The sequence below is a fragment of the Paucibacter hankyongi genome (assembly GCF_037482915.1).
In the GTDB taxonomy this organism is placed as follows: domain Bacteria; phylum Pseudomonadota; class Gammaproteobacteria; order Burkholderiales; family Burkholderiaceae_C; genus Paucibacter_A; species Paucibacter_A hankyongi.
Map to the genome: position 1 here is coordinate 171,162 of NZ_JBBHJX010000009.1, position 23,388 is coordinate 194,549.

21 protein-coding genes are annotated in these 23,388 nt (G+C 62.6%); 17 read left to right on the forward strand and 4 right to left on the reverse strand.

Features of this window, described 5'->3' with window-relative positions; genetic code table 11:
* The first annotated feature begins 59 nt into the window (after positions 1 to 59).
* From kefF to WG899_RS14905, 3 genes are read left to right on the forward strand one after another with little or no spacing between them, the layout of a single operon-like run.
* Positions 60 to 695 carry a glutathione-regulated potassium-efflux system oxidoreductase KefF gene (kefF, locus tag WG899_RS14895; RefSeq protein ID WP_339596422.1) on the forward strand — a complete coding sequence of 212 codons (636 nt, stop codon included), beginning with the start codon at positions 60 to 62 and terminating at the stop codon, positions 693 to 695.
* Complete coding sequence (kefC, locus tag WG899_RS14900) at positions 696 to 2,585, forward strand: glutathione-regulated potassium-efflux system protein KefC (protein WP_339596423.1); 1,890 nt, start codon at positions 696 to 698, stop codon at positions 2,583 to 2,585. It begins immediately after the preceding gene.
* 36 nt (positions 2,586 to 2,621) lie between these two features.
* Entirely contained in the window at positions 2,622 to 3,053 is a 432-nt protein-coding gene (locus WG899_RS14905; RefSeq protein ID WP_339596424.1) for a DUF1841 family protein, read from the forward strand.
* Between the two features lie 75 nt (positions 3,054 to 3,128).
* Here WG899_RS14905 and WG899_RS14910 read toward each other — a convergent pair whose 3' ends face one another.
* The 3 genes from WG899_RS14910 to flgA all read right to left on the reverse strand — a co-directional run bounded on the left by WG899_RS14910 (position 3,129) and on the right by flgA (position 4,923).
* The gene (locus tag WG899_RS14910) at positions 3,129 to 3,530 is read right to left on the reverse strand and encodes a hypothetical protein (protein WP_339596425.1); all 402 of its coding nucleotides are present in this window, start codon (positions 3,528 to 3,530) and stop codon (positions 3,129 to 3,131) included.
* A 111-nt stretch (positions 3,531 to 3,641) separates the two neighbouring features.
* The gene (flgM, locus tag WG899_RS14915; RefSeq protein WP_339596426.1) at positions 3,642 to 3,977 is read right to left on the reverse strand and encodes a flagellar biosynthesis anti-sigma factor FlgM; all 336 of its coding nucleotides are present in this window, start codon (positions 3,975 to 3,977) and stop codon (positions 3,642 to 3,644) included.
* Between the two features lie 169 nt (positions 3,978 to 4,146).
* Positions 4,147 to 4,923 carry a flagellar basal body P-ring formation chaperone FlgA gene (flgA, locus tag WG899_RS14920; protein ID WP_339596427.1) on the reverse strand — a complete coding sequence of 259 codons (777 nt, stop codon included), beginning with the start codon at positions 4,921 to 4,923 and terminating at the stop codon, positions 4,147 to 4,149.
* 188 nt (positions 4,924 to 5,111) lie between these two features.
* Between flgA and flgB the strand changes: the two genes are divergently transcribed.
* The 14 genes from flgB to WG899_RS14990 all read left to right on the forward strand — a co-directional run bounded on the left by flgB (position 5,112) and on the right by WG899_RS14990 (position 21,391).
* Positions 5,112 to 5,579 (forward strand): flagellar basal body rod protein FlgB, encoded by a 468-nt coding sequence (flgB, locus tag WG899_RS14925; protein WP_339596428.1) that lies wholly within the window; start codon positions 5,112 to 5,114, stop codon positions 5,577 to 5,579.
* 79 nt (positions 5,580 to 5,658) lie between these two features.
* Positions 5,659 to 6,075 carry a flagellar basal body rod protein FlgC gene (gene flgC / locus WG899_RS14930; protein ID WP_339596429.1) on the forward strand — a complete coding sequence of 139 codons (417 nt, stop codon included), beginning with the start codon at positions 5,659 to 5,661 and terminating at the stop codon, positions 6,073 to 6,075.
* A 34-nt stretch (positions 6,076 to 6,109) separates the two neighbouring features.
* Positions 6,110 to 6,748 carry a flagellar hook assembly protein FlgD gene (locus WG899_RS14935; protein ID WP_339596430.1) on the forward strand — a complete coding sequence of 213 codons (639 nt, stop codon included), beginning with the start codon at positions 6,110 to 6,112 and terminating at the stop codon, positions 6,746 to 6,748.
* A gap of 76 nt (positions 6,749 to 6,824) precedes the next feature.
* Entirely contained in the window at positions 6,825 to 8,138 is a 1,314-nt protein-coding gene (gene flgE, locus WG899_RS14940; RefSeq protein WP_339596431.1) for a flagellar hook protein FlgE, read from the forward strand.
* Between the two features lie 47 nt (positions 8,139 to 8,185).
* Complete coding sequence (gene flgF / locus WG899_RS14945) at positions 8,186 to 8,914, forward strand: flagellar basal-body rod protein FlgF (protein WP_339596432.1); 729 nt, start codon at positions 8,186 to 8,188, stop codon at positions 8,912 to 8,914.
* A 23-nt stretch (positions 8,915 to 8,937) separates the two neighbouring features.
* Positions 8,938 to 9,720, forward strand: coding sequence for a flagellar basal-body rod protein FlgG (flgG, locus tag WG899_RS14950; protein ID WP_339596433.1), 783 nt, complete (start codon positions 8,938 to 8,940; stop codon positions 9,718 to 9,720).
* Between the two features lie 11 nt (positions 9,721 to 9,731).
* On the forward strand, positions 9,732 to 10,421 hold the full coding sequence (locus tag WG899_RS14955; RefSeq protein WP_339596434.1) for a flagellar basal body L-ring protein FlgH: 690 nt from the start codon (positions 9,732 to 9,734) through the stop codon (positions 10,419 to 10,421).
* A gap of 43 nt (positions 10,422 to 10,464) precedes the next feature.
* Positions 10,465 to 11,607 carry a flagellar basal body P-ring protein FlgI gene (locus WG899_RS14960; protein ID WP_339596435.1) on the forward strand — a complete coding sequence of 381 codons (1,143 nt, stop codon included), beginning with the start codon at positions 10,465 to 10,467 and terminating at the stop codon, positions 11,605 to 11,607.
* 1 nt (position 11,608) lies between these two features.
* The gene (gene flgJ, locus WG899_RS14965; RefSeq protein ID WP_339596436.1) at positions 11,609 to 12,505 is read left to right on the forward strand and encodes a flagellar assembly peptidoglycan hydrolase FlgJ; all 897 of its coding nucleotides are present in this window, start codon (positions 11,609 to 11,611) and stop codon (positions 12,503 to 12,505) included.
* A gap of 26 nt (positions 12,506 to 12,531) precedes the next feature.
* Positions 12,532 to 14,529, forward strand: a complete 1,998-nt coding sequence (gene flgK / locus WG899_RS14970; RefSeq protein ID WP_339596437.1) for a flagellar hook-associated protein FlgK — start codon at positions 12,532 to 12,534, stop codon at positions 14,527 to 14,529.
* Between the two features lie 40 nt (positions 14,530 to 14,569).
* Positions 14,570 to 15,790, forward strand: a complete 1,221-nt coding sequence (gene flgL / locus WG899_RS14975) for a flagellar hook-associated protein FlgL (protein WP_339596438.1) — start codon at positions 14,570 to 14,572, stop codon at positions 15,788 to 15,790.
* 113 nt (positions 15,791 to 15,903) lie between these two features.
* Positions 15,904 to 17,082, forward strand: coding sequence for an EAL and HDOD domain-containing protein (locus WG899_RS14980; RefSeq protein WP_339596439.1), 1,179 nt, complete (start codon positions 15,904 to 15,906; stop codon positions 17,080 to 17,082).
* Positions 17,083 to 17,122: 40 nt separating this feature from the next.
* Positions 17,123 to 20,617 carry a PAS domain S-box protein gene (locus tag WG899_RS14985; protein WP_339596440.1) on the forward strand — a complete coding sequence of 1,165 codons (3,495 nt, stop codon included), beginning with the start codon at positions 17,123 to 17,125 and terminating at the stop codon, positions 20,615 to 20,617.
* Between the two features lie 120 nt (positions 20,618 to 20,737).
* Positions 20,738 to 21,391 carry a response regulator gene (locus WG899_RS14990; RefSeq protein ID WP_339596441.1) on the forward strand — a complete coding sequence of 218 codons (654 nt, stop codon included), beginning with the start codon at positions 20,738 to 20,740 and terminating at the stop codon, positions 21,389 to 21,391.
* On the opposite strand, the gene WG899_RS14995 is transcribed toward WG899_RS14990, so the two are convergent.
* Positions 21,370 to 23,028, reverse strand: coding sequence for a sensor histidine kinase (locus WG899_RS14995; protein ID WP_339596442.1), 1,659 nt, complete (start codon positions 23,026 to 23,028; stop codon positions 21,370 to 21,372). The two genes, WG899_RS14990 and WG899_RS14995, sit on opposite strands and share 22 nt — an antisense overlap.
* Positions 23,029 to 23,388: the final 360 nt, after the last annotated feature.

The window sequence follows — 23,388 nt, forward strand, 5'->3', positions numbered from 1 at the left end:
CAGTTCCTTGCTACAAACACCATAACGCGCAATCGTAGCCGCGACCTTAGCCTCTGACCATGACCCCTCCGAAGATTCTGATCCTGCTGGCGCACCCCGACCTGGCGCAATCGCGCGTGGCAACTGCGCTCCAGGCTGCGGCTCTGGCCTTGCAATCACCGCAGATCGAGTGCCGCGACCTGTACCGCCTCTATCCCGACTACGGCATTGATGTTGGCACGGAGCAAGCCGCCCTGGCCGCAGCCGATTTATTGGTCTGGCTGCACCCCTTACATTGGTACGGGATGCCCGCCCTGCTCAAGCTCTGGGTTGATGAGGTGCTGCAATTTGGCTGGGCCTATGGGCCGGGCGGCACGGCCTTGCGAGGCAAAGACCTCTGGTTGGTCAGTTCCACTGGCGGCTCGGCCGAGGACTACAGCGCCAGCGGACACCACCAGCATCCAATCAACGAATTCTTGCTGCCGCAAGCGCAAACCGCGCGCTTATGCGGCATGCGCTTCGTGCCACCGATGTTGCTGCACGGCGCCCACCGGGCCGACGCGGCCACCTTGCATCAGCACGGCCTGCGCTTTGCGCAGCAGTTGCTGAACTACCCGCATTGGTGCGAAGGATTCAAATACCCCAGCGAGCTGCCCAAAGTGCCAGCGGACGAACGGCCATCCAGTGCCGAACCATCATCCGCAGGAGGCCACTGAATGTCTGCACCCACCACTTGGCTGCATCTGCCGCTGGTCCTTTTAGGCGCCGCGGTGATCGCAGTACCGCTGGCACGCTGGGCCCGACTGGGTTCCATCCTCGGCTATTTGATTGCCGGCGTACTGGTCGGGCCGAGCGTCCTCGGCCTGGTCACAGCGCCGGCCACCATTTTGGAAGTGGCCGAATTCGGCGTCGTACTGATGATGTTCCTGGTCGGCTTGGAATTGGAGCCGCGTCGGCTCTGGGCCATGCGTCGCCCGATCTTTGGCTGGGGATCGGTGCAGCTGCTGGGCTGCACGGCGCTGTTGATGGCGCTCGGCTTGGCCTTGGGCTGGTCCTGGCCCATGACCCTGGTGCTGAGTCTGGGCTTGGCCATGTCGTCCACGGCGGTGGCCTTGGCCGTCCTGGCGGAGCGCAACCTGGGACGCACCACCGCCGGGCAAAGCATTCTGAGCGTGGCCTTGTTGCAAGACATCGCCGCCATTCCGGTGCTAGCCCTGGTCCCCATCATGGCCTTGCAGGGCGGCGGAACCACAGGTGCGCCGGCCGTTGGCGCGGACGGTGGCTGGCAGGCGCTGAAGGCGCTGCTCGCCATTCTGGGCATCGTGCTCGGTGGTCGCTTGGCGCTGCGCCCGGCCTTGCGCTGGATCGCCAACAGCCGTACGCCGGAGATCTTCACCGCGGCGGCCTTGCTGCTGGTGCTGAGCACGGCCGCCCTGATGCACAGCGTGGGCCTGTCGATGGCGCTTGGGGCCTTCCTGGCGGGTGTGCTGTTGGCCGAGAGTGAGTACCGCCGAGAGCTGGAAACCGATCTGGAGCCCTTCAAGGGACTGCTGCTGGGCCTGTTCTTCATCGCCGTTGGCATGGGGCTGGACCTGGCGGTGTTGACCGAGCAACCCAGCTTGGTGCTGAGCCTGTTGGCGGCACTGCTGCTCTGCAAAGGCGCCCTGCTCGGCATGATGGCGGGTTGGATGAAGATTCCGCTGTTGGAACGGCCGGTGTTTGTGATCCTGCTGGCGCAAGGCGGCGAGTTCGGCTTTGTGGTTTTCCAACTGGCCCAGCAGGCCGGGTTGATCAGCGCCGCACAGAATTCGGCCCTGGTCGCGGCCGTGGCCTTGTCGCTGGCCTGCACGCCAGCGCTGCTCTTATTGGTGGACCGCATCCTGCTGCCCAAGCTGGCGCGCAAGACCGTGCCCGCCGCCGAGCAAGCCGCGCCCGAGCTTGCGCCGACCTTGATTGCCGGATTTGGGCGCTACGGACAAATCGTCGGCCGGCTGCTGTATGCCAATGGCTTCCAGGCCACCGTGTTGGACCATGATGCCGAGGCGATCGAGTCGCTGCGTAAATTTGGCTGGCGGGTGTTTTTTGGCGACGCAACCCGGCTTGATCTACTGCGCACGGCCGGTGCCGAACAGGCTCGCATTCTGGTGATCGCAGTTGACGATGTGGCGCAAAGCCTGGCCATTGCGGCGCTGGCACGCGAGCATTTCCCACAGTTGCAAATCATCGCTCGGGCCCGCAACGTGCGGCACTATATGCAGCTGCGCGCGCTCGGCGTTACGCTGATCGAACGGGAGACCCTGGACGCCGCCCTTATGAGTGGGCGCAGCGCGCTGGAGCTGCTGGGCCTGCAGCCGCATGCAGCGCGCCAACTTGCCTGGCGCTTCCGGCGCCACAACGTCGAGCAATTGGACCGCATGGTGCCGCTGCAACAGGACGCCAAGGCCCTGATCGCAGCGGCCAAGGAAGCCCGCCAGCAACTGGAAGAACTGTTTGCGCAAGAACGCGAGCTGGCAAAAGCGCACCGGCAACAGCATGCCAGCAAGCCATGGGCCAAGCCGGACAGAGACGCGGACAAAGGCCCGAACGGAGAAGTGGGCAACACCTAAGAGATGCCCCTGGCCACTAGCGGCGACAATCAACTCATGTTTGCCCCATCCCAACTTGAAGTGCGCCGCTTTTTCTGCGCCACCTACCGAAAGCTACAGGCCGGCCTGCCGCTGATCCCCATGGAGGCGATTGCCGCCGATTGGATCGCGCAACACCCCGAATACCACCCGGAGTTGGCCGATGAAGAGGCCGCGCTGGCGGCGGTCTATAGCGTCGAAGAGGGTCGCACCAATCCGTTTTTGCACCTCTCCATGCATCTGACCATCAGCGAGCAGCAGTCCATCGATCAGCCACACGGCATTCGGCAGGCAATTGACCTGCTGGCGGCCAAACGCAACTCGCTGCACGAGGCCCACCATGCCGCGATGGACAGCCTGGGCGAAATGATCTGGACCTCGCAGCGCAGTGGTCTGCCGCCCGATGGCCATGCCTATCTGGACAGCGTCCGACAAAAGGCCACGCGATAAAAAACCCCTGGAGCGGCGACCGAGGTCGCGCAGCAGGGGTTGCTGATGAGGGCGAATGTACTTAGCTTGGTTTGATCAAGCTTGAACTGAGCCGCCCAGCGTTTTGCGCTCATTCTTGCCCACCGACGAATACAGTCCGGTGCTCTCGCCAGGCATAAGTACGTCAATGGCCCGGTCCAGTGCGGCCGTGGCGCGCGCCAAGGACTCACGTTGGGCAGCTACCCGTCCACCGGCCAAAGCCAGACGATGGCGAAGATTGGGGGGCACGGCGCCGCTGCGTGCGGCTTCACTGAAACTGACGATCGCTTGTGCCAAGGACTGGTGCAGCTTGGCGGCATATTGCTCAATGGCCTGCGTATCGCGGCGCAGCAATGCATCACCCAAGAGATTCAGGCAGCTCTCCACTTCCAGCAGTGGCTGTTCCAGCTGCTGACTGACCGCAGCAGCATTCGGGTCTGAGGAAGGCAAAGCTTGCATGGCAATCCCCGCCATTTGGCGTTGAGGGCACGCCCTTCATGGCGCGCTGGAATTCAAAAACGGCAAAACCCGGTCCGAGGCGCAGCACAGGCTGCCAGCCTCGACGAAGCCTCAGTGAGGCATCATCCGACTGAGCATTTCCTGTGCATTTGCAATCAGCTTGTCGGCAATCACATTCGCATTGACGGTGAATTTGCCATCCGCAATGGCTTGCGAAATCCGCTCGACCTTGGCCGAGTCGAAGCTACCGTCCTCTGACACGCCCGACAAGAGTTTGGCATTGCTTGACAACTCAAGCTTGGCGCTGGCCTCCGGCGCAGGCTTCCCCCCCACCGGCGTTGCGCCAGCTTGGGTTTTTCCAGCGGTGGCCCGTCCCGTTTGGGCCGCGGAGGGCTTGTCTGCCCCCACCGCTGCCGACGAAACTTCATGGCTGTTACCGATCTTCATGGTGTTCTCCATAGATTTGGGACTGACCCAAACCTGTCCAGGTTTTCCGGTGTATCGACACGGGGCATGAAAACTTTAGAACTTTCGACAAAAAGACATCCCTTGGCCTGGGCCGTGAGGCCTAGGCGCAGCATTTTCTCGACCATCAACCGATGTGAGCGGGGCGCACTCATAGCAGCACCTCCACCTGTCGATCACCGACAACCCGGCCGGTCACAATCCGGCCGCTCTCAAATCGAACCTTGACGTTCTGTCCTTCCAAACCCATCGTCATGGCTTGACCTTCTCTGGCGACAGAATAGCCTGGGCCGGCGGCCCTCACCATCACTGTGTCACCAGCAGCAAACCACTGACGAGCCTTCAAGCTGCCACTCCGCACCGTCTCACCGGCCACCAGGGAACGGCTCAAGGTGCGTCCATTCAGGCTGGCAGCATCGGTAAACACCCCGCCTGATTCAGCAGCTATATCTATTTCGGCCGTTGCCAGCAGAGCTTGAGTCAGCTGTGTGCCGGCCGCCAAGGCATCCCCTGCTACCAGGGCTTTGGCAAATACCTTCACTGTCACCGGCAGGCTGACATTCCAGCGCACCGGACCCTCCACGCAGCGCAAGCCGATGCGGGTGCGGCCCCACATTTGCAGGCCTGGGGGCAGATACGGCTGCACCAGCGCACAGGGCGCCAGCTTCAAACGAGGATCCAAGGCCCCTACTTGCACTTCAACTCGAGCCTGGGCTGGCAGACTGCCTCGAGCCCCCGCCTGTGCCACTTGCTGTACATGGGTCACCAATGCGGCGCTCAAGGTGGGCGCTTCCGGCGACTGCGCCATGGTCATTGGGACCATCAGTCCCGAAACAAGCAGGCTCGCACCGGCGCGCAAACCCAAGCGGCCGGCGCGGCGGGCCGAGCGGCGGACTTGAATCTTGGACGGAGGGCGAATCTGAAACATGGCCGAACTGTAGACCTCCGAACCCGCCGGCCTCGTCTTGAAATACGCAGCAAAGCCCTTGCTATTCCCGCTAATGTTTTCGACAGCGCGAAAACACAATCCGGTCACATCGCCTATTCCCCTGTCCGGCCCTGATCCAGGGCCAAGGAATAGACAGCCTGACCCGGCGGCGAAAAGGGGAGACCATCATGCTGAACCGACTCACCGATGCCTTGAATTTCCAGACCCAGGCGCTTGCCCTGCGGTCCGAGCGGCAGCGCCTGCTGGCCAGCAATATCGCCAATGCCGATACACCGGGCTACCAGGCCCGCGATATGGACTTTTCTCGCGCCCTGCGTGAAGCCACTTCGGCCGCCGATGCAGGTGGCTACAGCGCCAATTCAGGCGCGGCCAGCTCACCAGGCGCCAGCGCCGGGCCCAGCAACTTGGCGCGCACCCAATCCGGCCATCTGTCATTGACGGGCAGCGGTCGACGCGAGTCAGACCTGCTGTACTCCACCGCGGCGCAAACCAATATGGACAGCAACACGGTGGATATGGACCGCGAACGAGCCAGCTTTGCCGACAACTCGGTCAAGTACGAAGCCACGCTGCGCTTTATCAGCGGCTCGGTGCGCACCGCGATGGATGCGATGAAGTCGCACAACGCAGCTTGATGCCGGTTAATGCCGCTTAACGCCAGCTAGCACCCACTGATCGCAGCCCGACCAAAGCGCCCCGGCCAAGGAGACCCCCATGTCCATGTTCCAGATTTTCAATGTTGCCGGCAGCGCCGTCAGCGCGCAGAGCCAGCGCCTCAATGTGGTGGCCAGCAATCTGGCCAACGCTGACACGGTCGCTGGCCCCGACGAACAGGCTTACAAAGCGCGCCAGGTGGTATTCCAAACCGCCTTGATGGGCGCTGGCAATGACATCGGCAGCGCCGGCGTCAAGGTCAGCACCATCAGCGAGGACCAAACACCGGGCCGGCGCGTGCATGACCCCAAGCACCCGAAGGCCGACGCTGAGGGTTATGTCACCTACAGCAATGTCAACACGGTCGAAGAGATGGTCAACATGATCTCGGCCTCGCGCTCCTATCAAAACAATATTGAAGTGATGAGCACAGCCAAGAACCTGCTGCTCAAAACCTTGCAACTGGGTCAGTCCTAAGGACTCCCGCCCTCCCTGACCCGAAAGGCACATCATGGACGTCAGCACCATCGTCAACACCCCGACCGCGCAGGCGCAGCCCAGCACCAAGAACGCGGCCGACACCCAGGACCGATTCCTCAAGCTGCTGGTGGCGCAGATGAAGAATCAGGACCCGATGAACCCGATGGACAACGCCCAGGTGACCAGCCAGATGGCGCAGATCCAAACGGTCAGCGGCGTCAGCACCTTGGACACCAGCATCAAGAATCTTTCCAGCCAGTTCACCCAGATGCAGGCCCTGCAAAGCGTCTCCTTGGTGGGTCGTCCGGTCACCGTGGAGGGCAATAAGCTCAATATGGTGAACGGCGTCGGCGAAGGCGGCTACACCATCGATTCCGCCGCCGACCAGGTCAAGCTGGAAGTACTGAACGGCGCTGGTGGCATTGTGGACACGGTGCAACTGGGCGCCCAAAGCAAGGGCCGCCAAACCTTCAAGTGGGAAGGCGGCAAAGACACCCCGGACGCCAAGTACCAGTTCCGCATCACCGCCAGCAAGGGCACCAGCACCATCCCCAGCACACCCTTCTCGATGGACAAAGTCCTGGCCGTCAACACCGGCGGCAGCCATTTGCAACTGCAATTGAAGAACGCCGGCTTGGTGGATTACGGCACCGTCAAGACGATTGATTGACTGATTGACCCATCAATAGACGATTGAGCGCGGCCCTCCCCGCCGCCCTCCTCCAGTAGCTTCGCAAGGATTCACCATGAGCTTCCAACAAGGCCTTTCCGGTTTGAACGGCGCCAGCCGCAATCTTGACGTCATCGGCAACAACATCGCCAACGCCAGCACCTTCGGCTCCAAATCCTCCCGTGCCGAGTTCAAGGACGTCTACGCCGGCTCACTCAACGGCGCCGGCAGCAGTCCGGTCGGCATCGGCACGGCCTTGGCCGCGGTGGCTCAGCAGTTCACGCAAGGCAATATCACCACCACCGAAAGCCCGATGGATCTGGCCATCAATGGTGGCGGATTCTTTCAAGTCAGCGACGGCGTCAACCCGGTGACCTACAGCCGTAACGGTCAGTTCAAGCTGAGTAAAGATGGCTATGTCGTCAATAATGACCAGCTCAAACTGCTCGGCTACCCGGCAGACGCTGCCGGCGTCATCCAGCCTGGCCTGGCCCAGCCAATGAAGCTGCCCACCTCGGGCATTTCGCCCAAGACAACCGGATCGATCGTCACCGAATTCAATCTCGACTCGCGCTCGAAAACCACCGCACCCGGCGGCACAGGCACAGGCATAGACCTGAAAAGCCCTACCACCTATAACAACGCCACCTCCTTGACCGCCTATGACGCTAAGGGGCAGGACGTGGCCATCACCTTGTATTTCCAGAAAGCTGATCCAGCGGCCGACGGCAGTACAACATGGAACGTTTACGCCACCGCCAACGGGGCCAACTTCACCACCGACTCTTCCGGCGCAGCCATTGCCGCGGATGCGGCGGGCAACCCGACCACGCCCTACACCACCATCACCTTTCCACGCAACGGCGGCAAGCCTATCAGTCCAACCACGGTCATCAATATGGATGTACCTGCTGGCGTCAACTCACGTGGTGCGGCCACACTAGACATTCCCGGCATTCAACTCAACCTGCTTGGCGCCACCGAGAACGGCTCCAGCTTCGCCGTCACCAACCTGACCCAGGACGGCTATGCGCCAGGCCAGTTGTCCGGCATCCTGATCGAAAACAGCGGCATCGTGATGGCTCGTTACTCCAACGGCCAATCCAAGCCCGCCGGCCGCGTTGAACTGGCCACCTTCCGCAATCCGCAGGGCCTGCAACCGATGGGCGGCAACGTCTGGTCGCGCACCTTTGCTTCGGGTGAGCCGGTGGTTGGCGTGCCCGGCGACGGCAATCTGGGCTCGCTGCAATCGGGCGCCTTGGAAGAATCGAACGTCGACCTGACCGCCGAGCTGGTCAATATGGTGACCGCGCAGCGCGCCTACCAGGCCAGCGCGCAGACCATCAAGACGCAGGACCAGGTGCTGCAAACCATCGTCAACCTGCGTTGATGATCAATGACGCCTCGCCGCTTCAATCAGCCTGAGTAGGAGCCCCCATGGACCGCATGATTTATCTCTCGATGGCTGGGGCCAAGGCTGCGATGCAGCGTCAAGATGTCCTGTCCAACAACCTGGCCAATGTCTCGACCAATGGCTTTCGCGAAGAGCTGCAAGCGTTTCGCGCCGTGCCGGTCAACGGCAGCGGCGCCAGCACGCGGGTCTATGCGCTGGAAACCACCACCGGCTACAACCCAGATGGCGGCGCCTTGACTTCCACCGGCCGCGGCCTGGATGTGGCCATGAAAGACAAGGCTTGGCTGGCGGTGCAAGCCCTCGACGGCACCGAGGCCTATACCCGTGCCGGCGCGATCGACGTCAACGCAGAAGGCCTGCTGGTACTGCGCAACGGACTGCAAGTGCTGGGCGATGGCGGCCCGATCAATGTGCCGCAAAACAGCGAGCTCTCGATTGGCAGCGACGGCACCATCAGCGCCAAAGACAGCAAAGGCACCACCACCACGGTTGGCCGGCTCAAGATGGTCACCCCTGAAGCGCCACTGACACGCGGCAGCGACGGTTTGTTCCGCGCCGGCGAGGGTCAACAGCTTCCGGCCGATGCCAACGCCCGCCTACAAGACGGGGCATTGGAAGGCTCCAATGTCAGCCCGGTCGCCACCATGGTCAGCATGATCGCGGCCGGCCGCCAGTTCGAACAACAAATGAAGTTGCTGCAAATCGCCCAGACGCAGGGCCAGCAGTCGGCCAAGCTGCTGGGTAGCAGCTAAGGCATAAACCGAGGATCGCCATCATGATGCGCTCACTGCATATCTCCAAGACCGGCATGGAAGCCCAGCAAACGCAGCTGGACACCATCTCGAACAATCTGGCCAATGTCTCCACCAATGGCTACAAGCGCTCGCACGCCATCTTTGAAGACTTGATCTATCAGAACCTGCGGCAAAGCGGCGCCAACAGCACCGAGCAGACCCAGATGCCCACCGGCTTGCAGCTCGGTTTGGGCGTGCGCCCGGTGGCCACCGCGCGCATTTACAGCCAAGGCAATCTGCAGCAAACCACCAACAATCTTGACATGGCAATCAAGGGCAATGGGTTCTTCCAGGTGCAGATGCCCGACGGCACCACCGCCTACACCCGAGATGGTTCGTTCCAACTCGATGCCGCCGGCCAGATCGTCACCAACAACGGCTACACCGTCTTGCCCGGCATCACAGTGCCCCCAACCGCCCAAAGCCTAACGATCGGCAATGACGGTACGGTCAGCATCACGGTGGCCGGTTCGGCCACGCCGCAGACATTGGGTCAAGTCCAGTTGGCCAACTTTGTCAATCCGGCCGGCTTAGACCCCAAAGGCCAGAATCTCTTCGCCGAAACCGCCGCCTCCGGCACGCCCAGCACCGGCGCACCGACGGCCAATGGCATGGGCGCCATACAACAGGGTTATGTGGAAACGTCCAACGTCAATGTGGTGGAAGAACTGGTGGCCATGATCCAAACCCAGCGCGCCTACGAAATGAACTCGAAGGCCATTCAGACTTCGGATCAGATGCTGCAAAAGCTTTCGCAGATTTGAAGGGCCTCATCATGAAACAAGCGCTCGCCCTCAAGCACAGCCTGTTCGCCGCCGCCGTAACGCTCGTCCTCAGCGGCTGTGGCACGCTCTACCCCGAACCACAGGTCGAAATGCAGCCCGCGCCGGTCGTGAACCTGCCCTCGCTGCCGGTGATGCCGCCCAGCAACGGCTCGATCTACCAGGCCGCCAGCTACCGCCCCTTGTTCGAAGACCATCGCGCACGCTTGGTCGGCGACACCTTGGTGGTGCAGATCGTCGAAAAAATCAGCGCCAGCCAAACTTCCACCAGCGAGCTGAACAAAACTGGCTCGTTGAGCGGCTCGGTCAGCGCCATTCCCTTTGTCAGCCCTGGCGCCTTTGCGCGCGCCACCGCCACCGGCAGTTCGGCGACCAAATCCGCGGGCAAAGGCACCAATGAGAACTCGAACGACTTCTCCGGCACCATCACCGCCGTGGTGACCGCCGTGCTGCCCAATGGTCACCTGATGATCAGCGGCGAGAAACAAATCGGCGTCAATCACAACGTCGATGTCTTGCGCTTTTCGGGCCAGGTGGACCCCCACATGATCACCCAGGGCAACACCGTGGCCTCAGCTTCGGTGGCCAATGTTCGGATTGAACAAAAGGGTCGCGGCGCCACCTCCGACGCCCATGGAATAGGCTGGTTGTCACGGTTCTTTTTGAACCTTTCGCCGACTTAAGTTTGCGCAGAATCGGTCGTAGAAGTCCCCCTTCACGACCATCATGCAAACCACCTCCACACCCAAGCCCCGCGCCGCCCTCCGCCTGACCTTCGCCCTGGTCTGCGCCCTGTCCGGCTCGCTGGGCCTGACGCATTCAGCCGAGGCGGCCCGCATCAAGGAAGTCGCCGCCATTCAAGGCGTGCGCAGCAATGCATTGACCGGTTACGGCCTGATCGTGGGTCTGGACGGTACCGGTGACCAAACCACCCAATCCCCCTTCACCGGCCAAAGTCTGGCCGCGATGCTGCAGCAATTTGGCGTGACGCTGCCGCCCGGTGTGACCATGCAGCCCAAGAATGTGGCGGCGGTGATGGTGTCCACACAGCTACCCGCATTTGCACAACCGGGCCAGCAACTCGACATCACGGTGGCCTCGATCGGCAACGCCAAGAGCTTGCGCGGCGGCACCTTGATCACCACGCCGCTGCGCGGCGCCGACGGCCAGGTCTACGCCATGGCCCAAGGCAATCTGATCGTGGCCGGTGCCGGCGCTTCGGCGGGCGGCTCCAAGGTACAGATCAATCACCTCTCGGCCGGCCGCATTCCCGGTGGCGCCCTGGTCGAACGCAGCGTGATGACGCCACTGCAAAGCGGCGAATTCATACAACTCGATCTCAATTCGGCCGACTTCAACACCGCGCGTGCCGTGGCCCAAGCAATCAACAAAGCCAAGGGGACCGGCGTCGCGCAGGCCTTGGACGGCCGCGTGGTAAGGGTTCGCGCGCCGATCGACCCGAACGAGCGCGTCAACTTCCTGGCCGATATGGAAAACCTGGCCTTCGACATGGCCGAGCCGGCCGCTCGCATCATCATCAACGCCCGCACCGGCTCGGTGGTGCTGAACCAGGCCGTCACCTTGGCGGCCTGCGCGGTGGCGCACGGCAATCTGTCGGTCACCATCACCTCGACCCCGCAGGTCAGCCAGCCCAACGCCATGTCTGGCGGCCAGACCACGGTGACCGAAAAGACCGACATCTCCATCAAACAGGATCCCGGCAACCTGATCCAACTGCCGGCGGGAGCCAAATTGGCCGATGTGGTGAAGGCGCTGAACTCGCTCGGCGCCACACCGCAAGACCTGTTGGCCATTTTGCAGGCGATGAAAAGCGCCGGTGCCCTGAACGCCGAGCTTGAGGTGATTTGACATGGCTGTATCTCCACTCCCCCTCAATCCCGGCGGCACAGCCGGGCGCGGCTTCAGCTTCGGCCCCGGCGGCAATCTGAATGCCGACACACGCTCCATCGAAGCGCTGAAGGGCGCTGCCGCCCGCGACCCCAAATCGAGCATCCGCGAAACAGCCAAGCAATTTGAATCGCTGTTCATGCAAGAGGTGATGAAAAGCATGCGCGCTTCCACCATGGCCACCGGCATGCTGGATAACTCGGCGACGCAGATGGGCACCGACATGCTGGACACCCAGTTTGCCGGCAAGATGAGCGGTCTGCCCGGCGGACTGTCCGATGCGATCCAACGCCAGTTGCAACGCCAGATGGGCATTCAAGACAAGGTCGGCGACAAGACCTTGCAGCCGCTGCCGACGCTGGCCAAAAAGGGTATCGCCCCGCATGTACAAAGCTTCATCCAGAAGCATGACAGCGCGGCCAAGGCGGCCGAAGCGCAAACCGGCATCCCGGCCAGCTTCATGCTGGCACAGGCCGCGCATGAGTCTGGCTGGGGCAAACGCGAAATCACCGGTGCCGGTGGCTCGCCGTCCTTCAATGTCTTCGGCATCAAGGCCACCTCCAGTTGGACCGGGCCGGTGGCCGAGGTGCAGACCACCGAATTCATCGACGGCAAGGCGCAGAAAGTCACCGCCAAGTTCCGTGCTTATGGCAGCTATGAAGAAGCCTTCAAGGACTATGCCAAGTTGATTGGCAGCAATGAGCGCTACAGCAAGGTGGTCGCGCAAGCGCAAAGCGGCAGCGCCGAAGGCTTTGCCCGCGGCCTGCAAAAAGCAGGCTATGCCACCGACCCCGAGTATGCGGACAAGCTGGCCCGAGTCATCAACACCACGGTGCGCGTGCAACGCGCCATGGCTTGACGCACTGAGGCCTAGGAGCACACCCCATGGGAGCCCTGCTTTCGATCGGCATCCGCGCGATGTTCGCCAATCAGGCGGCGCTGCAAGCGGTGGGCCAGAACATTGCCAACGCCAACACACCGGGCTATTCGCGTCAATCCGTGGTCTTGACCACACCGGATGGGCAATACACCGGCGCCGGCTTCTTCGGCAAGGGCGTCAATGTCCAAACGGTGGAGCGCGCCCACAACGAATTCTTGACTCGACAGGCCAGCAACACCAAGGCCATTGCCAGCATGGACTCGACCCGCATGGGTCAATTGTCGCAATTGGAAAAACTCTTCCCGCCCGGTGACACCGGCCTGGGCGCCGCGGCCGGGCAATTCCTCAACGCCATGGTGGACGTGACCAGCCGCCCTTCCGACCCTTCGGCCCGCCAGGTGGTGATGGGCCGCGCCACCGAACTGGCCTCGCGCTTTTCCAGCGCCGGGCGCCAATTGGCCGAACTGCAATCTGGCGTGATCAGTGATCTGAAGGCCAATGTCGATGTGGTCAATCAGTTGAGCAAGCAGATTGCATTTGCCAATGACCAGATCGCGCGCACCAATGGCACCGGCCACGAGCCGAACGACTTGATGGATCAGCGCGATCAATTGGTTTCCAAGCTGAGCGAATATGTTCAGGTGACCACCTTGGCGGCCAGCGACGGCACGCTGGGCGTCTTCATCGGCGGCGGCCAGCGTCTGGTGCTGGGCGCTCAGGCGCAACAATTGGCCGTGACACCCGACCCCTATGACGACCGCCGCGCCACGCTCAGCATGGTCAATAGCAGCGGCAACCTGACGCTGGACGAAAGCGTGCTGACCGGCGGCTCCTTGACCGCCCTTTTGCAATACCAAAACAAGGATCTGCAAGACGCCCGCAATATGCTGGGGCAGATGGCCACCGCTTTGGCCTCGCGCGTCAATGACCAACAAGCCTTGGGCCTGGATTTGTCCAATCCGCCCGGCAAAGGGGTGCCCATCTTTGGGCTCGGCGCCGCCCGCGCCCTGCCTGCTGCCACCAATGCGCGCAACCCCGATGGGAGCTTCACCGCGAGCGTGCAAGTCAGTATCACCAACGCCAGCCAACTACAGGCGAGTTCCTACAAACTGGAACCAGACCCGGCTGGTGCAGCCGGTGCCTACCAACTGACTCGCTTGAGTGACGGTGTCAAACGCACCGTGGCCGACGGCGATTCGGTGGATGGTTTCAAGATCACCCTCTCGAACCCGCCCCCAACCCTCGGCGACTCCTTCTTGCTGGAGCCGGTCGCGCAATCGGCCATCGACATGCGGCGGGTGTTGGATCAGACCTCCGGCATCGCCGCAGCCTCACCGCTGACCGCCACCACCAATATCGACAACAAGGGCTCAACGACGATCAACTCCCTGTATGCAGTGAACGGCAATTTGAACGTCACACAGGCGCCGATGACGATTGCCTTTGGTGACCCCGACCCGTCCGATCCCGCCAAGCTGCAATACACCTTGACCCTGGCCGATGGTTCGGTCCTGAACGGCACCTGGTCCGCCGGTCAGCGTATCGGCAATGAACCGAATGCCGTGCCGCCCATCAACCTGGGCTTTGAGCTGAGTTTGAACGGCGTGCCCCGCAAGAACGACACCCTCCAAATCGAGCAGACCAAGTTCCCCGCCACCAACAACGGCAATGCCAAGGCCTTCCTGAACATTCAGGGCGAGAAGTTCGTCGGCCAACGCTTACAACCGGACGGCAGCGTTGCGGTCGGATCGACCATCAATGAGGCCTATGCCGCATCGATGAGCGAGATTGGCTCGCGCGTACAGGGGGCCACCTATTTGTCCAGCGTGTCGGTGGCCGTGGCGGCCGACGCCGAGTCCACCAGAGCCGGGCAGGCCGGCGTCAATATTGACGAAGAAGCCTCCCGCCTGATGCAGTTTCAACAGGGCTACCAAGCCGCAGCCAAGGTTCTGCAGGCGGCCCAGTCGATGTTTGACGAACTGATGCGGCTGACCTCGCGCTAACACCAAGCCGGTCGTTTGATTCGACCCAGGAGAAATCACCATGCGCCTGTCCACCTCCAATCTCTTTGACGCCAGCATTTCGACCTTGCAGCGCCGCCAGCAACGGATGCAGGAGTCCCAGACTCAACTGACCTCGGGCAAGAAAATTGCCATGGCCAGCGATGACCCCACCGGCGCAGCCCGGGCCGAGCGAGCCATGTCCTCGATCGGCCGGGTCGACGCCAACCAGCGCGCACTGGAGGCCAGTCGCAATGGCATGACGCTCAGCGAAGGCGCCTTGGGCGATGCAAGCGAGTTGCTGCAACAGATGCGCGAGACCATGGTCTCCGCTGGTAATGCCAGTTATAGCGACGCCGAACGCGCGGGCCTGGCCAATAAGATTGCCGGTCTGCGCAACCAGCTATTGGCCATTGCCAATCGTGGCGACGGCGCGGGCGGCTTTCTGTTCTCAGGCCAGGGTTCCAGCGACCCACCGTTCCTGGACCAAGCCGGCGGCGTGCGCTTCAACGGTATTTCGGGCTCGATCCAGACCGGCAATATCGACAATTTCCCCCTCACCGTCGATGGCCGGATGGCCTTCGAGCAGGCCCGCAGCGGCAATGGCAATTTTGAAACGGGGCCACTGCCGAATCCGATCTCGGTGCCGGCCGGGGCTGCGCCCAAGGGCTGGATCGATACCGGGCGGGTTGCCGACCCCTCGCAACTGACCGGCAACAACTATCTGGTCCAGATCAGCGGCACCGGCCCGGCCGCCACCGTCACCGTGACCAACACCGACTTGGGCAGCATTGCCTTCTCGGGCCCCTTCACTCCCGGCAAGGCCATCGCCTTTGACGGCATCGCCACCACCATTTCTGGTGCGCCGGTAGACGGGGATCAATTCGAAATCAAACCTTCCACCAATTCGCTCAAGCTCTTCGATGTGCTGGACCGCACGGTGGCCGAGCTACGCACCCCGCTGCGCAGCGGCCCGGAAATCACCCAGTCGAACACCGGCCGCATCCGCGACCTCGACGCAGTGATGGTGAACCTGCAAAATGTGCGCAGCCAATTGGGCGAACGACTGAACAATCTGGACGGCACCGAAGCCCGCATGGCGGCCCTCAAGCAGTACAACCAGTCCGAACGCTCGGCCGCCGAAGACTTGGACATGGTGCAAGGCATTTCGGAATTCCAAAATCAGCAAACCGGCTATGACGCGGCGCTTAAAACCTATGCGATGGTGCAGAAAATGTCGCTGTTCCAGTACATCAACACTTAAGCTCCGCATCACGCCATGATGATGTGTGTCTTCATCCCCATCTGGCAGTTTGAGCCACCCCTGCCCTCCTGACGCATCCGGACTCCCTTTCGGCCCAACCCGCATTCCTCCTCATGAACCATCAGATCTTGGGCGCCGTCGCACTCGGCTACACCCCTCAAATCGACCGCCAGCGCATGGTCACGGCCACGCGCTTGACCGTCATTCCGCTGCGCCCGGACGCCAAACTGGAGGCGACTGAGTTGTTGGCCGCGGTGGCCGAAGTGTGGCCCGCCGGCGCCGGTACGGCCATCCTCAACGTGCTCAGCGAAGATTTGCTGGTCGGCCTGTTGCGCGCCGAGTCCTCGGCCAATTTGATGATCGAAGTGCCAGCCTTTATGGCGGGTGATGCGGCCCACCTTGAAGCATTGCAGGCGCTGAAGAAACGCGGCGTCGGGCTGCTATTGAAGGGCAAACCGGCCCAGCCCTTGCCGGCAGAGACCCAGCCCTGTTTCAAGTATGCGGTGCTGGACCCCGACGACGAGAACCGGGGCGGACCCGACAGCGGCCTGCCACGACTGATCTCCGGTCTGCGTGAAGCAGGTGATATTGACGCGGCTTTTGAGCGTGGAGCCCAAGGCGTGATTGGCTGGCCCATGCAAGGGGCCTACGAGCCCCCGCCCGGCAACACCAAGGCCGAGGTTCAGGCCGATCTGCAGGTGATCGTCGAGTTGATGTCCCGTATCGACCAAGGTGAGGATGTGGAGCGCCTGGAGCAAACCCTCAAGCGCGACCCCAGCCTGGCCTTCAAGCTGCTGCGTTACCTGAATTCCGCCGCCTTTGGTCTGCCGGTGGAAGTGTCTTCGTTCCGCCACGCCATCATGCTGCTCGGCTATGCCCGCATGAAACGCTGGCTCGCCCTTTTGCTCACCACCGCCAGCAAAGACCACGCAATGCGCCCCATCATGTACGCCGCTTTGCGCCGCGGCCTGTTGATGGAAGAACTGGCCAAGGGCATGAGCGACTCGGAATTGCGGGATGAAATGTTCATCTGCGGTCTGTTCTCGCTGCTTGACCATATGCTGAAGCAGCCCTTCACCAAGCTGCTGCAATCGATCCCAATGCCCGAGCGGGTACGCCAAGCCTTGGTCGACGAGAGCGGGCCTTACCAGCCCTATTTGGAGTTGGTGCGGGCGATTGAAAATTCCTCGGTCTTCGACTTCCGCAGCGCCGCCGAACAACTGATGCTGGGCGCCGAAGAGATCAACCAATGCGTGCTGCGCGCACTCCACAAGGCTTCGCAATTGGAGTGATGGGCGGCCACTTCACGGCCTGCCCGTAAACTCGCGGCCAATGTCCTCGGATCAACTTTCCCTCCTGCCCCAAGATCAGGCCGCCTTGCGCGGCCTTTTCAACTTGATCAGCGATCCGGTACTGCTGCTGGACGAAGCGCTGCAGGTGCTGGAAGCCAATGCCGGCGCGCTGCAAATGCTGGAACAAGCGCCCGGCCAGAGCCCCGGCAAGGGTCTGCATGGTCTGCACACCAGCCATGGTGGCCGGCTCGGCGACTGGTTGCGCCTGGCCAGCCGCGCACTGCTGGATGGCCGCAAGGGTCCACCCGCGCCTGGCTTAAAACTGGCCGGGGGCCAGCGCGCCCTGCTGACCCTGGTCGCGCTGGAGCCGCAAGGCGCCGAGGATGCCGCGCGCTGGCTGCTGCACGCCCGCCCCGAAGAAAAGCCGCGCGGCAAGCTCAAACCGTCCGCTGCCAGCGCGGCCACCAACACGGGCACCAGCGCGCCGCCCAGCAAGCCTTCAAGCACGGCCGCCGAAGCGGAGCCAGACGACAACCAAGCCTTGCTGCAAGCCTGCGCCAATGAGGTGGTGGCGCGCGAATTCGCGGAGCTGAACCAGTGGTTCAAGCTGAGTCCGTCACCGATGGTCTTGTTTGACGCCAATGGTCTGCTGCTGAAGAGCAATGCCGCCTTCGCGGCCCTGTGCCTGCAACTGCCGAGCGCGTTGCAGGAGGCCGACCCGGCGCTGCAAACATTGCTGGCCTGGCAACACGGTCAGGTGCAAGAGTCCTTGCTGAATCTGAGTTCGCCCGAGGCCTTCATCGTCACCCAAGCCAGCCTGCCCGGTCCCTCGGGTCGGGTGCATTGGCTGCAAGGCCGGGTGCAAGCCCTCAGTCCCACGCGACCGGGCCTGCCGCGCCGCTTCCTGGCGGCGCTGGAGGACCACACCTTTGAACAAGAGCGCGATCTGGCCCATCAACAGCTGGATGCTTTGATGGACACGGCCAGCGTCGGACTGGCCACATTCCAGCAAGATGCCGGCTGGCTGCGCCCGCGCAGCGCTCGGCCCAACAATGGCGCCAGCAGTGCAAGCAGCACCAGCTCGGGCGCATCTCGCAACCCATTGGCGGGCTTGCAGGGCATTGGGCGCGACCTTGTGGAAACGGCCTCGCTGCCTGAATTCGAGAAGCTGCAACGCGCCTTGAAAAAGGGCGAGCGGGTCGAGGTGCGCTATGCGGTACGCCATCCGGAACTGGGCCGCCGCTGGTTGCTGACGCGGGTGGAACCGGGGCAGCTGAAATCGGGCCAGCGCACCACCTCGGTGGTTACATTGGATGTGACCGCCCAAGCGCAAGCCGAGAACCGCAGCGAGCAATTGCTGCACGAGTTGACCACCATCATGGACGGTGCCAGCCTCGGGCTGGCCTATCTGCGCGGCGAAACCCTGCTGCGCTGCAACCACGGTTTTGGGCAAATGTTGGGGCTGGCCAGCACCCCAGCCGCCGGAGCACCGATCGCCCAGCTGTTTGCAGCCCTGCCCGAACTGGCACAAAAGATCCAGACGGCACTGCCGAACCTGCGGGAACTGCCGCCCTTTGAAGCGGAGTTTTTGCAGGTCGGTACCGAGGCGGCCCAACCGCGCTGGTTGTCCTTGAGCCTGCGCTGTGTCAACGTCGCGGCCGAAGCCGGCAGCGCCGGTCCGGCACCGCAAGCCGAAACAATTGCCGTCATCAGCGACATCAGCCGACTGAAGGCCCAACAGGCCGAGTTGGAAGCGCTGGTGCAAGACCGCGAGATGATGTTCAGCCTCTCGGATGTAGGCATTGCCATTTTGCGCGGTGGACGTGTGGCGCGCGCCAATGACGCCTTGGCCAATCTGACCGGCTATCGCATCCACGAACTCAGCGGGCTCGCCCACCAAGAGTTGTTCGACACCTCGCTGGACTTTGACAACCAGACCGAAGCGGTCGAGCTGGCCTTGAAAACCCACGGCTTGTGGCGCGGCGAGCGGCGCGTGCGCCGGCGCGATGGCTCAGCCTTGTGGATGCAAATCAGCAAGCGGGTGATGCGCCCCGGGGCGCCCGACGAAGGGGTGATTGCCACCTACGTCAATGTGGATGACCGCTGGCGGGCCCAGCAGTCCTTGATGCTACAAACCGAGCGCGAGCGCGCCGTGCTGGACTCGGTGCTGGTCGGCATCGTCACGGTCGGACGCGGCGGCATCGAATGGATGAATCGCTCGGCCCGGCGCATGTTCGGCGGTGACTTGAACGAATTCGCTGGCCATCCGATGAGTGTGGTGGCCACACCATCCTCCGACCACCCGTTCCGCCACACCCACTATCTGGAAGAGCTGACCGAGGGCCAGGCCGAGGCCTTCGAGTGCAAGCTCAAGGCCTGTGATGGCCGCGAATTCTGGGTGGTGGGCAATGTGGTGGTGACCGGCTCACGCGCCTCCGGCCGGCAACTGACCTATGCGCTGCTGGACATCGACCGCCGCCGCCAAGCCGAAGCCCAAACCCTGCAGGCTCAGGCCTCGCTGAGCCGCATCATCGAAGCGGCACCGCTGGCCATCAGCTTGCACGACGCCAAAACACTGGCGGTCGAGAAGATCAACCAAGCCGCAGCCAGCCTGGCCGGCCGCAGCGAAGAAGAACTGATGGGCGCCAGCCCGGAAGACTTGTTCGGCCGCGAGCAGGGTGAGCTGATTCGCCGCGATATGTTGGCGGCCCTGCAAGCCAGCGCGGTCACCCAGCATGAGTACAAGCTCGGCACCGGTGAGCAGATGCGGGTCTGGGATGCGCGCTTTTTGCATCTGGCCGGCACCACCGAGGACGCCGAAGGCATCGAAGAAGGCACGCCCGAGCAGCTCTTGCTGGTGGCCAGTGATGTCACAGAACACCGTGCCGCGGAAGAAGCGCGCCTGGAAGCGGCGATTTCGCAGCGCGAGTTGCTGGTGCGAGAGGTGCATCACCGCATCAAGAACAATTTGCAAGGCGTGGCCGGCCTGCTGCAGCAAATTGCCGCACGGCGTCCGGAAGTGGCGCCGGTGATCAATGAGGCGGTAGGCCAAGTGCATGCCATTGCACAGGTCTATGGCCTGCAGGTCGGCAGCTCCGGCCCGCTGAAGATTCGGCGCGTGATGGATGCCATCATCGGCTCGGTGCAACGCATGTATGGGCGCAGCATCGTCACCCAGATCGAAGGCGCTACTCAGGCGCGCGTCAATGATTGGACCTTGCCAGAGGCCGAGTCGATCCCAATCGCGCTGACCCTGAACGAGTTGCTGACCAATGCCATCAAACACAGCTTCGACGGCCAGGTGCAATGCACGCTGGTGTGCGAGCTGAGCAGCGTGGCGGTCGAAATCATCAACCCCGGCAACTTGCCCGCCGACTTCAGCCTGAACCAGGTGCCCGGCGGTGTGTCGGGCCTGGGTTTGGTGCGAGCCTTGCTCCCCCGTCGCACGGCCCAGTTGAGCCTGACTCAGCGCGCCGACAGCGTCGTTTGCCGGGTTGAGTTGCTCGCCCCCAGCGTCAGTTTGCCGGCGGACTGAACGGGGAGAAAGGCGGCCGGCGAAGCATCACGCCGGTTTCGGTGACAATGGCACCACAAAACCGGTATTCAGCCGGCCCATGGACAGCACAGCGCGCGGCGCAGCGGGGGACCTCCAACGGTGAGCAACAAGGGCAAGATACTCGTAGTCGATGATGACCGCTTGGTGTTGGCGACCTTGACCTATGGCTTGGCGCAAGCTGGCTTCGAGGTCATCGATGCCGACAACGGCGACGACGCCATCTTGCTGGCGCGCGAGCACCGACCCGAACTGGCCCTGCTCGACATCCGCATGGAAGGCATGAGCGGCTTCGATGTGGCCGCCTATTTGCGCGAATACCTGCACATTCCCTTCATGTTCTTGTCTGCCTTTGCCGACGAAGAAACGGTGGCCAAGGTCAAAGAACTGGGTGCGGTGGCCTATCTGGTCAAGCCGCTGGATATCCACCAGATCGTGCCGGCCGTCGAAGCTGCATTTGCCAATCGACGCATGGCGCAGGCCGCACAAACCGCGCAAGCCACTGCGGGCGCCCAAGCAGACAAGGCCGTAAAGGTCGACAAGGTCGACGCTGCCGCCACGACGCCTGAGTTGCCCGTGGAGCAATTGGTGGCCATGGCGATTGGCGTGCTGATGCACCGTTATTCACTCAACAGGCTCGACGCATTCGATCGCCTGCAAAAGCTGTCGGCCGCCGAAGGGCGGACGCCGCAAGCGCAAGCCCGCCTGCTGGTGGAGGCGGTAGAGATGCTGGCTCAGCCCGCCAATGTGAAGTAAAAGCGGGCGCCCTCGCCCACTTCAGATTCGGCCCAAATCTCGCCGCCGTGGCGGCGCACGATGCGGCGCACCGAAGCCAGGCCCACGCCGGTGCCCTGGAAATCGCTGGCACTGTGCAGGCGCTGGAAGACGCCAAACAAACGGTCGGCAAAGCGCATGTCAAAACCGGCACCGTTGTCGCTGACCCGATAGATCCACTGACCCGACTCCTGCAAGGCCTCAAAGCGAATTTGCGCTTGGGCGCGCTTGCCGCTGTACTTCCAGGCATTGCCCAACAAGTTCTCCAAGACCATGCGCAGCAAGGTAGGGTCGCCCTGCGCCAACATATGCGGCTGGATGTGCACGGCGACTTGGCGATCGGGGGCGGCCCGCATCAACTCTTCAAGCACAAAACCGGCCAGTTGCGACAGATTGACCGGCTGGCGGGCCAGCGGTTGAGCCGACAACTGCGCCAGGGACAAGAGCGAGTCGATCATGCTGTTCATGCGCGCGGCCGCGCCCATCACACGGTCGAGATGGTCGTTGCCGATGCGGTCCAGCACCCGGCCATAGTCCTCTTTCAAGATGCGAGCAAAACCTTCCACCACGCGCAGCGGTGCACGCAAATCATGCGAGACGGTATAGCTGAAGGACTCATGCTCGTGAGCCGATTGCGAGGCTGCCTCGTCGCGCAAAGCCTCAGGTTCGGCGGGAGCCTGCGGCCAAAGAACCGCCAATTGATAACGCCCACTCGCGTCGGTAAAGCTGCGCGGTGGATGCTTGGCCAAGGCCTCACCCAGCAGCGGAGACAACTGCTCGGTGCACGCAGTCCAACTGGCCCCGACACTGACCTCGGGGCCCATCAAAGCGGCCGCCTGGGTATTTTGGGCCCGCAAGTGCACCGCATCGGGGCTGCTTGCGGTACGGCCATGATCTAGCAGCCACGCCGGCCCGGGCAGGGCCTCGAGCCAAGCGGTCGGGGCCTCGAGCAACTCTTGTGCCGAACCCTGGTAGCCGCTGAAACGCCCCTGCCCGTCGAACTGGGCCACGGCCCGCAAGCGCCAACCTTGCTTGGTCGCATCGCGCGACACAACGCGCAGGTCCAGGGTGGTCAGACCACGCGACAACTCGCGCCGCAAAGCCTCGCCTGAATCAATGGCGTCAATCGCATCCTTGGCTTGATTGGCATCACCGCCACCCGCATCCGCGGAAGCCGTCGGCGGCCATTCCTGCAGCCCAAAGCGCTGCCACAGGCACTCGGTGGCAACCTGCCCCACCCAGCTGGACACCGGACCCGCCTGCGGGGCCTGCCAACGCACCAAATGGTGTTCGGCGTCGCTGCACCAAAGGTGATCACTGCGCAACTGCGCCAGGGCTTGGGTCTGCATGCGCGACTCACGCAAGGCCTCGCCGAGTTGCTGGCGCGTCAAACGCACACCGACATGCCAGCCAAGCGCCAACATGCCCAGCAGCAGCATGGCCGTGCACAGCCCAACCAGCAACAAGCTGGCCAAGCCCAGGCCGTCCACCTGCCGCGCGGCAAAGAACAGGCCCGCAAGTGCCAGCATCAACAGCCCCAAACCCAAGGCCAGCAAGAGCACAGCGCTCCAGCGGGGCAAGCGCTGCGCGGTGTTGCGTGCTTCACTGAGGCTGTTCATGCGACTCATTGTAAGGACGCGATGCGGGTCACCCACACACTCAAGTTCCAACGCCCGCGGCCGATATACAACGAATCAGCTTGAAGTGCCCGGGGACCGGCCGGCCCAGGCTGGATTGACAATCTTGACCACTTGATTGCCTAGGCTCGGTCCATGCAGCTACAGTCCGCATTCCACGTGGATCTGCTGCGGCAAAGAAGTGCAAGTCTTGCGGACATGATGGTCAATCTGCGCGTACTTTGAATCCTGATCAATTTTCTTTTTCATCTTGTCCGCTATGCTGAAAAGCGATCCACCGACGGTTCCGCACAACGACAATGGCAGGGCTGCCCTGCCATCAGAAGACTCGCCGCATTCATC